At 39.9% G+C, this 9,069-nt stretch carries 8 protein-coding genes and 2 tRNA genes; 2 read left to right on the top strand and 8 right to left on the bottom strand.

Features of this window, described 5'->3' with window-relative positions:
• Positions 1-102: 102 nt before the first annotated feature.
• The 8 genes from H6A27_RS11565 to H6A27_RS11530 all read right to left on the bottom strand — a co-directional run bounded on the left by H6A27_RS11565 (position 103) and on the right by H6A27_RS11530 (position 5,548).
• Positions 103-2,058 (bottom strand): TonB-dependent receptor, encoded by a 1,956-nt coding sequence (locus H6A27_RS11565; protein WP_204508782.1) that lies wholly within the window; start codon positions 2,056-2,058, stop codon positions 103-105.
• 37 nt (positions 2,059-2,095) lie between these two features.
• Positions 2,096-2,446, bottom strand: a complete 351-nt coding sequence (locus tag H6A27_RS11560; RefSeq protein ID WP_204508781.1) for a hypothetical protein — start codon at positions 2,444-2,446, stop codon at positions 2,096-2,098.
• Positions 2,447-2,668: 222 nt separating this feature from the next.
• Positions 2,669-2,753: transfer RNA gene (locus tag H6A27_RS11555), tRNA-Ser, on the bottom strand.
• Positions 2,754-2,905: 152 nt separating this feature from the next.
• Entirely contained in the window at positions 2,906-3,346 is a 441-nt protein-coding gene (locus H6A27_RS11550) for a hypothetical protein (protein ID WP_204402631.1), read from the bottom strand.
• Positions 3,347-3,361: 15 nt separating this feature from the next.
• Complete coding sequence (locus H6A27_RS11545; protein WP_204508780.1) at positions 3,362-3,748, bottom strand: hypothetical protein; 387 nt, start codon at positions 3,746-3,748, stop codon at positions 3,362-3,364.
• A gap of 48 nt (positions 3,749-3,796) precedes the next feature.
• On the bottom strand, positions 3,797-4,348 hold the full coding sequence (locus H6A27_RS11540) for an RNA polymerase sigma factor (protein ID WP_204508779.1): 552 nt from the start codon (positions 4,346-4,348) through the stop codon (positions 3,797-3,799).
• A 23-nt stretch (positions 4,349-4,371) separates the two neighbouring features.
• Positions 4,372-5,286 carry a ribonuclease Z gene (locus H6A27_RS11535; protein ID WP_204508778.1) on the bottom strand — a complete coding sequence of 305 codons (915 nt, stop codon included), beginning with the start codon at positions 5,284-5,286 and terminating at the stop codon, positions 4,372-4,374.
• 189 nt (positions 5,287-5,475) lie between these two features.
• Positions 5,476-5,548: transfer RNA gene (locus H6A27_RS11530), tRNA-Thr, on the bottom strand.
• Positions 5,549-6,038: 490 nt separating this feature from the next.
• Here H6A27_RS11530 and H6A27_RS11525 point away from each other — a divergent pair.
• Positions 6,039-7,922, top strand: a complete 1,884-nt coding sequence (locus tag H6A27_RS11525; RefSeq protein ID WP_204508777.1) for an amidophosphoribosyltransferase — start codon at positions 6,039-6,041, stop codon at positions 7,920-7,922.
• Positions 7,923-7,950: 28 nt separating this feature from the next.
• Positions 7,951-9,027 carry a glutamine-hydrolyzing carbamoyl-phosphate synthase small subunit gene (carA, locus tag H6A27_RS11520; protein ID WP_204508776.1) on the top strand — a complete coding sequence of 359 codons (1,077 nt, stop codon included), beginning with the start codon at positions 7,951-7,953 and terminating at the stop codon, positions 9,025-9,027.
• Positions 9,028-9,069: the final 42 nt, after the last annotated feature.

Below are 9,069 nucleotides of genomic sequence, written 5' to 3'. Positions count from 1 at the left end.
AAAGAGCAATTTTGCTTATTAAAGCATTGAATTTAAGAGCATTGTATTAACAATAACGAGGGCGTTTTGTACTACGTTTTTAGGAACGTAGAACTGGACACCCTAATTATTTGCCATTACCATACCAGTCCATTTACTTCTGTCATATTTATATCCATACCAGTCATTACTTTTATATCTCTCATTATAAGTGCTGAGTACGAGGTTTGAGCTAAACCATTTACCAATGTTAACAGGTATGATAGATGTAAAAGTCAAATTCGAGGTATAATCAATATTAAATGATTTGTACAATAATTTCAGCTCATCTGGCATCTGATAACTCTGTTCGATAAAGAAATCATTTACCCGATAATATGAGGCTTGAAATATGTACTTGCTTTTTAGGATATAAGTCAAATTTACATTTGATGTACGGGCAGGCTTCAGTAAAGGATTACCCATATACACCGTATATTCATCACTGTAAGAAGTAAAATCCTGTCTTTGCCAATATGTAGAATAAGTACGCAGCGTATTATAGGATAATTGGAAAATATGTTTGTTGGACGGTACAAATGTTATTTCAGCATTAGGCAATAATGCGTTCTTTTTATAATCATTAATTTTGTAAAGTTCACCGGACAAAGATGCATTTAAAGACAATTTGCCATTAAAAAATGACTTTTGAAATCCAATATACGCTACAGTAGTGTGCTCATTAACTTCTGATGCTTTTGCATAATCATTTTCTCCACCATTCTGAATATCCGTATTTTCCTGTTCATTGCAATTACTAACATAATTATAGTTAGCACCATAGTTTAGAATCCAGTTATTTTTTAGTGTATGACTCATATCAAAATATGCTCTGGCTTTATCAATACTCTGTTTTCTCCAATACGAAAATGTCTGTTGAAAAGAACCCTCATTTAGAATTTCCATATCTTGTGTGCCAGCATCAGTATAATTCATATATTCCGCACCGGCAGAGATGCCTTTCTGAGAAGTATAAGCCAATGCTAAATTGTGAAGATTATTATTACCCTTATTTATGGAGTTTGCATCACTAAACATTGTATTCAAGCTATTTAACTCACTGGATTTTTGTGGAGAAATCAATCCATTGTATGATAAAGAAAGAGAATTATTATCATTAAACTTATAGCCAATATTTGTATAAATAGAATGTCTGTTCTCTTTGCTGAAATTTTCAGCAATAGATGAGATTTCATATAATGTATTACCAATAGTATGAATACCATCAGTTTCAGTTCTCGATATATTTCTTAAATCAGCAAACTTATACATTAAATCAAAATCCCATTTTGGAGTTGACGTGATAATCGTTCCTCCAAGATCAAAAGAATTTTCATGTTGGTTACTCCAGCTTCCTTGTACTTGACCATTCAAAGTGTAGTTTTTTTTCTTTTTCATTACAACATTGATAACAGAACCTTTTACATGCCACTGAGGAGGTGCATTATAAATGACTTCAACTTTTTCAACTTCATCGGCTGGCAATGATTTCAAGTAATCGGTTAAATGGTTCATATCTAATTGTGACAACTTGCCGGATATGCAGATAGTTGTACTTGTAGCACCTACAACACTTAAAGAGTTTCCATCCAAACTCATAACTGAAGGCAGCTCCCTTATTAAATCGTGAGCATTACTCACAATCTTCTTATCCAGTATTGCTCTTGTATTATAAGTCAACCTGTTATTTTCCATTTTAACCAGCGGTAGTTCTCCTTCAACCACAACCTCTTGCAGCGCAACAGCATCTTCTTTAAGAGTAACTATACCCAAATCACCATTTGAACATTCAAGTTCAGTTGTCTTATAACCCAAATATGAAAATTGGATTATATAATGTCCTTGTTGAACAGGTAGTTCAAAATATCCGTCCATATTTGTTACTGTTCCTGATACAAATGTAGAATCCGGGATAGAATGGAGAACACAACTCACATAAGGAATTGGATTCTGCTTCCCGTCAACAACTTTTCCCGTAATTTGTGCTGAAACTTGAATGACCAGATTCAGCATTGTTAATATCAAAATAAACTTTTTCATACTATTTGTTATTAATTTGTTCTATCACTATAAACTATTACACGCAAAAAACATCACTGAGGCCGTGGGCATCGCAGCCAATATGAGGCTGATTTAGGAAGACGATGTAGAACTTCGGCAAAGTAGCTACAGGGGGATGTGAGGTGACGTATTCCTCCATTTTCTTACGTCCAAGTTCGATTACCTTCTCATCGTCACATCTGTTCATCTTTTCTTTATCAATATAGGCAATATGCCAGAAGACCAGATAACCGATGACGTACCTTTCAATGGTAGTTTCTATCGGTTCGTCGGGACGCTTCATGGATTGTAGGGAGTTGTGGACATCCCTGTCTATGATGCCCACAACTGCCCATGAGAGATTTATATAAGAAATTGTTGATACCATAGTTTTTTAGTTTTCTGCTGCAAAGTTCCATACTTCGCGAGACTTTTCCACTACCCTGTAGGGTAGTTCTAATTACAGAAACTAAAAATGAAATATAATAAAGTTAAGAAGGAAATGAATAGGATTACCAAAAATAATGCATATAGACTACACCCCGTAGTTGACTTTTGGGTGTAAAAAAGGGTGTAAATCTCGCAAATGCTTGATTTACACCCTTTATTGCGGAGAGACAGGGATTCGAACCCCGGGTACCTCGCGGTACAACGGTTTTCAAGACCGCCGCAATCGACCACTCTGCCACCTCTCCAGAACTCCTTCCGAAGTGCTTTATTTCTCAAAAGCGATGCAAAGGTATGGTTTATTTTTGAATATGCAAAGCTTTTGAACTTTTTTTTTCTAAAAAAATTGTTTTCCCATCGATTTTAGCCTGTTTTACGTATCAGAAGCAGTTTCTTAAGACTATTTTCTATGTTTTCCGGCACCTTTAAGCAATTCACGACTGAACTTCATTTCGGCACGCTGGATAAAATATATTTTTTTCGGACTAAGAACTTTTTTATATTTACGCAGATACTCCAGTTCAAGTTCATCAATAGTCAGACGCGTTTTTATCAAATCTTCAGTAATACGTGAATATTCAGCATCACTCACATTCTTACTTTCCCTTATCTTATGCATCTTATCCCACATTTCTTTATTATAGGAAAATTTCTTATCCTGCAATTCAAAGTACAATGGGAAAAACTTTGCTGCCTCTTCCTGGGTTAAGTCCGCCTTATCTGCAAAATATTGTTTTTGTCTTTCGCGAAACTGTTCTTTGCTCATACATTCTTTCTTTTCCTGAGCCTGCACGGCAAGACATGCGAAAAACAAAGTAATTATAATGATAAATCTGTTCATATAAGAATAATAGAATTAATTGTATATTTCCAAATCAGCATCCGTCAGATACATATATAATGTGTAATCATCCATCATGGTCTGATCCAAGATAGGGTCTATATATTCATCAGGGATACCTTGCACAGAGTCTGTTACAGACGCTGTTTCCCCATTATTTGCCGTACTGACCGGTCTGTCCATCATCATTACGCGCAGTCCGAACATAAGCCCGCAGAACATAGCTACCATATAAACCCAAGGCTTGACTTTTTCCCATAGAGTTATCTCTGCATTTTCTTGAACCTCGGCTTCAGGAAGCTGCTTCATTATCTCGGGAACAATACTGTCAAAGTAACCTTCCGGCACCTTGAAAGGATTTTCCTTACCTATTCTGTTCTTTAATTCGGTATCTTCCTTCATAATACTATCTCCTTCCTTTTGTTTTAGATAAAAATTAAGGTAAAAGGTTTAATCGTTCTGTTTGAAAAATTCTTCAATTTTCTTCACCGCATGATGATATGAGGCCTTTAGAGCTCCAACTGTAGTTCCTACTATCTCAGAGATGTCCTCATATTTCATTTCCTGAAAATATCTCAGATTGAAAATAATCCTTTGCTTTTCGGGAAGTGTACGTATGGCTTTCTGAAACATAATCTGTGTTTCGTCGCCATCAAAGTAAGGATCACCTTCAAGCATGTTTATAAAATTGGAATCGGCCTCATCTATAGAGATATTCTCCTGCGCTCTCTGTCTGTTCAGAAAAGCCAGACATTCATTTAGGGCTATCCTGTACAGCCATGTGGAAAGTTTTGCCTCTCCCCTAAAATAGTCTATATTGGTCCATGCCTTTACAAACGTGTTCTGAAGGATGTCATTAGCATCGTCGTGCGAACCTACCATCCTTCTTATCTGCCAATACAGCTGCTCGCTGAACTCCCTTACCACCTCTTCGAAAGCCTTACTGCGGGTGGACTGGTCGTGTAAACGTTCTTTTATATCGTCTTCCTTATTATTTGCCATAAAAACAATATGCCGTAGGATTTTCAAATGTTTATACTCAAGTTTTCATTCGCCAATATAGTATTGGAAAAAACTTCTTTTGCTTCAGCCAGCAGACATTCGTCGTCATCATATCTGGCAGAGAAATGTCCTATCACAAGTTTCTTAGCTTCTGCCATTTGGGCTATTTCGGCAGCCTGACGTGCAGTGGAATGCATAGTAACCTTTGCTCTTGCTTTCTCTGTTTCTAGAAAAGTAGCTTCATGAAAAAGAAGATCCACATTTTTTATTTGATCCACAATTTTAGGGCAGAACATCGTATCAGAACAATAGGCATAACTTCTTGGAGGATCGGAAGGTATTGTCAGCCTGCTGTTTGACACTACAGTTCCATCCTCACATATGAAGTCCTCACCATTCTTGATCCTGTTAATCATGTACACCGGCACTTTATAAAAATCTATCATATCGCGGATGATATGATTTGGAAGCGTTTTTTCTCTGAACAGGAAACCACAAGTGGGCATTCTGTGTTTTAACGGAATGGTTTCCACTGTCAGCGAACGGTCGTCATATATCACAGCACGTTCTGCTGGATCTATGTCATGGAAAATCACTTCGAAGGGCAATCCTTTACAAAAGAAATCAAGCTGTGGTTTCAGTAGCACCTGCAAATCAGGATGGGCATAAATATGAATGTCAGCTGTTCGTTCTATCATTCCGAAAGTTGATATCAACCCTATAAGCCCAAAACAATGATCACCGTGCAGATGTGATATAAATATATGGTTAAGTCTTGAGAATTTCAGTTTTGAACGGCGCAACTGCACCTGCGTACCCTCTCCGCAATCTATCATAAAAAGCTTCTCCCTCACATTGAGAACCTGTGAGGTAGCAGAATGACGCATAGTAGGCAACGCCGAGCCACATCCCAATATGTTAAGTTCAAATTTTTCCATTAGGGCAAATTTAATAGCATACTATTTCGGACAAAGATAAATAAAATCTTTATTAACAGACAACACGAAGAACGTAAATAAACTTAAGGCCTTATACGTTTTAAAAAAACGCCCTGTCATTTTAGACAAAACGCCCTGTCATTTTAAGTCAAATGACAGGGCGTTTTGCAGATGCATATTGAACAGAAGAGCCGAAAGCGGGACTCGAACCCGCGACTTACTCATTACGAATGAGTTACTCTACCAACTGAGTTATTTCGGCAAGCTCTCGTTCTTGTTTCAAGGGCCAAAATTACTTCTTATTTTTTTATTGACAAATGTATTTCCGTTTTTTTTCTTACATATAATCATTGATACCGTACATAACATACATAAGAAATCATATTATGTATATTTTTTCTAAAGATGTATTAATGAAGTGCACATATTTCGTCAAAAGTATTTATCTTTGCATCCCGAATATAATATAAATAAGACTTAATATAACACATTATATATTATTAAGAGCCAGAAAATGAGAAGATTTCATTCGGTTAGCAACATCGTCAAACTTCATAAGCATGCAGAAATGCAAAAGCATTTCCTATTGCTGAAATCCGCTTTTCATTTTTTTTATTACAGCATACTAAAGTCATCAACATGCTATTTTTTTTTCATAAAAAATAAATTTTACCCGGAAATGCTTTTCGGCATGACCGGGATTTTTTTCGCCCGTAAGCATATACAACAATACAAATATATAGGATAAAGGTATGGAACAACTTAAGCACGAATGTGGTGTGGCTATGATACGCCTCATGAAACCACTGGAACACTATCAACAGAAATACGGAACATGGATGTATGGGCTTAACAAGCTATACCTGCTGATGGAGAAACAGCATAACCGCGGACAGGAAGCAGCCGGACTGGCTTGTGTGAAACTTCAGGCAGCACCGGGAGAGGAATACATGTTCCGCGAAAGAGGACTGGGCGCGGGAGCCATAACAGAAATCTTCGGAACAGTACACAGCTATTTCAAGGATCTGAGAATAGAGCAGTTGCACGATGCCAAATACGCGGAAAGATGTCTTCCTTTTGCAGGCGAACTGTATATGGGACACTTGAGATATTCCACAACCGGAAAAAGCGGAATATCGTATGTACACCCATTTCTCAGACGCAACAACTGGCGTGCAAAGAACCTCGCATTATGCGGAAATTTCAACCTTACAAACGTTGACGAAATATTCGCGTCGATAACTGCCGACGGACAGCATCCGCGCAAATATGCAGATACTTACATAATGCTGGAACAGGTGGGACACCGCCTTGACCGCGAAGTGGAACGCCTATACACTGAATGCAAGGGTGAAGGCTTGGCAGGTATGGACATCACTCATGCAATAGAGGACAGAATAGACCTGACAAATGTACTGAAGACCTCAAGCCCGACATGGGACGGAGGCTACGTGATATGCGGACTGACAGGAAGCGGAGAAAGCTTTGCGGTGCGCGACCCTTGGGGCATACGTCCTGCATTCTGGTATATGGACGATGAGATTTTCGTACTCGCATCGGAACGTCCGGTGATACAGACCGCACTCAACATTCCTGCCGACAGCATAAACGAACTGCAACCGGGACAGGCTATCATGATAAGCAAAAGCGGACAGATGCGTCTGGCCCAGATAAACGAGCCGAAACAGAAAAAAGCCTGCTCATTCGAACGTATATACTTCAGCCGCGGAAGTGACGTTGACATTTACCGCGAAAGGAAGATGCTCGGTGAGAAGTTGGTCAAACCTATACTGAAAGCTATAGACAACGACGTGATACACACCGTTTTCTCTTTCATTCCAAACACCGCGGAGGTAGCATTCTACGGAATGCTGGAAGGATTCGACAACTACCTGAACCAGCTGAAAGTAAAACGAATCGAGGCATTGGGACACAAGCCAAGCCACACTGAACTGGAACAGATTCTCTCGCAAAGAATACGAAGCGAGAAAGTGGCGATAAAGGATATAAAGTTGCGTACATTCATTGCCGAAGGCAACACTCGCAACGACCTGGCTGCCCACGTATATGACATCACATACGGAAGCCTCGTGCCATACGCGGACAATCTGGTGATAATAGACGACAGTATAGTTCGCGGAACGACACTGAAACAAAGTATCATAAGCATACTCGACCGCCTGCATCCTAAAAAGATAGTGATAGTATCGTCATCACCACAGGTGCGCTATCCGGACTATTACGGCATAGACATGGCAAGCATGGAGCAGTTCATAGCTTTCAAGGCGGCTATAGCTCTTCTTGAGGAAAGAGGAATGACCGGAATAATCGAGAGCGCTTACCGTAAATCGAAGGCGCAACTTGACAAGCCGAAGGAAGAGATGGTGAACTACGTGAAAGAGATATATGCTCCGTTCACAGACGAAGAAATATCCGCAAAGATGGTGGAACTTCTTACTCCTGCAGGCACTCAGGCCAAAGTTGAAATAGTATATCAGACTCTTGAAGGACTGCATGAGGCATGTCCTGACCATACAGGCGACTGGTACTTCAGCGGTGACTACCCTACTCCGGGCGGTGTGAAACTGGTGAACCAGGCGTTTATAAATTATGTAGAAGAAAATTATAAGTTTTAAAATAAAACTCAAAAAAAACATACAGATAATGAGAAATGTAACATTAATCCTCGACGACGGGAGCCGCTTCCACGGCAAGTCGTTCGGTTATGAAAAACCCGTTGCAGGCGAAGTGGTGTTCAACACAGCCATGACCGGTTATCCGGAAAGCTTGACAGACCCTTCGTATGCAGGCCAGCTCATGACACTTACTTATCCGCTGGTGGGCAACTACGGTGTACCTCCTTTCACATTCGCGGAGAACGGACTTCCTCATTTTATGGAAAGCGAAAAGATTCATGCCGAAGCGATTATCGTGAGCGACTACAGCGAAAAGTATTCACACTGGAATGCAGTAGAAAGTCTCGGCGACTGGCTTAAGCGTGAACAGATTCCGGGTATAACCGGCATCGACACACGTGAGCTTACTAAGGTATTGCGCGAACATGGCGTTATGATGGGTAAAATAGTTTTCGATGATGAACCGGACAACATTCCGCAAGCCGAATATGCCGGAGTGAACTACGTTGACAAGGTTTCCTGCAAGGAAGTAATCCGTTACAACGAAGGCGAAGGCAAGAAGAAAGTGGTACTCGTGGATTGTGGTGTTAAATCGAACATTATCCGTTGTCTGCTGAAACGCGATGTAGAAGTAATCCGCGTTCCATGGAACTATGACTTCAACTCTCTTGAGTTCGACGGTCTGTTTATCTCAAACGGTCCTGGTGACCCAGACACTTGCGATGCCGCAGTGCAGAATATCCGCAAGGCTATGCAGAACGAAAAACTTCCTATCTTCGGTATCTGTATGGGTAACCAGTTGCTTTCTAAAGCTGGAGGCGCAAAAATATACAAGCTGAAATACGGTCACCGCAGCCACAACCAGCCGGTACGCATGGTAGGAACAGAGAAATGTTTCATCACTTCGCAGAACCACGGTTATGCCGTTGACAACAATACTCTTGGCTCTGACTGGGAACCACTGTTCATCAACATGAACGACGGCTCTAACGAAGGTATCCGCCACAAGAAGAATCCTTGGTTCTCTGCACAGTTCCACCCGGAAGCTGCAAGTGGTCCGACAGATACAGAATTCCTGTTCGACGAGTTTGTAAAATTGTTATAAGTTTGTAAGTTTATTAGTTTGTAAGTTTGTTGATGCAACCAA

Origin of the sequence: Bacteroides caecigallinarum, from assembly GCF_016902295.1 — a bacterium.
GTDB lineage: Bacteria > Bacteroidota > Bacteroidia > Bacteroidales > Bacteroidaceae > Phocaeicola > Phocaeicola caecigallinarum_A.
This window is presented reverse-complemented; position numbering and strand designations above follow the sequence as displayed.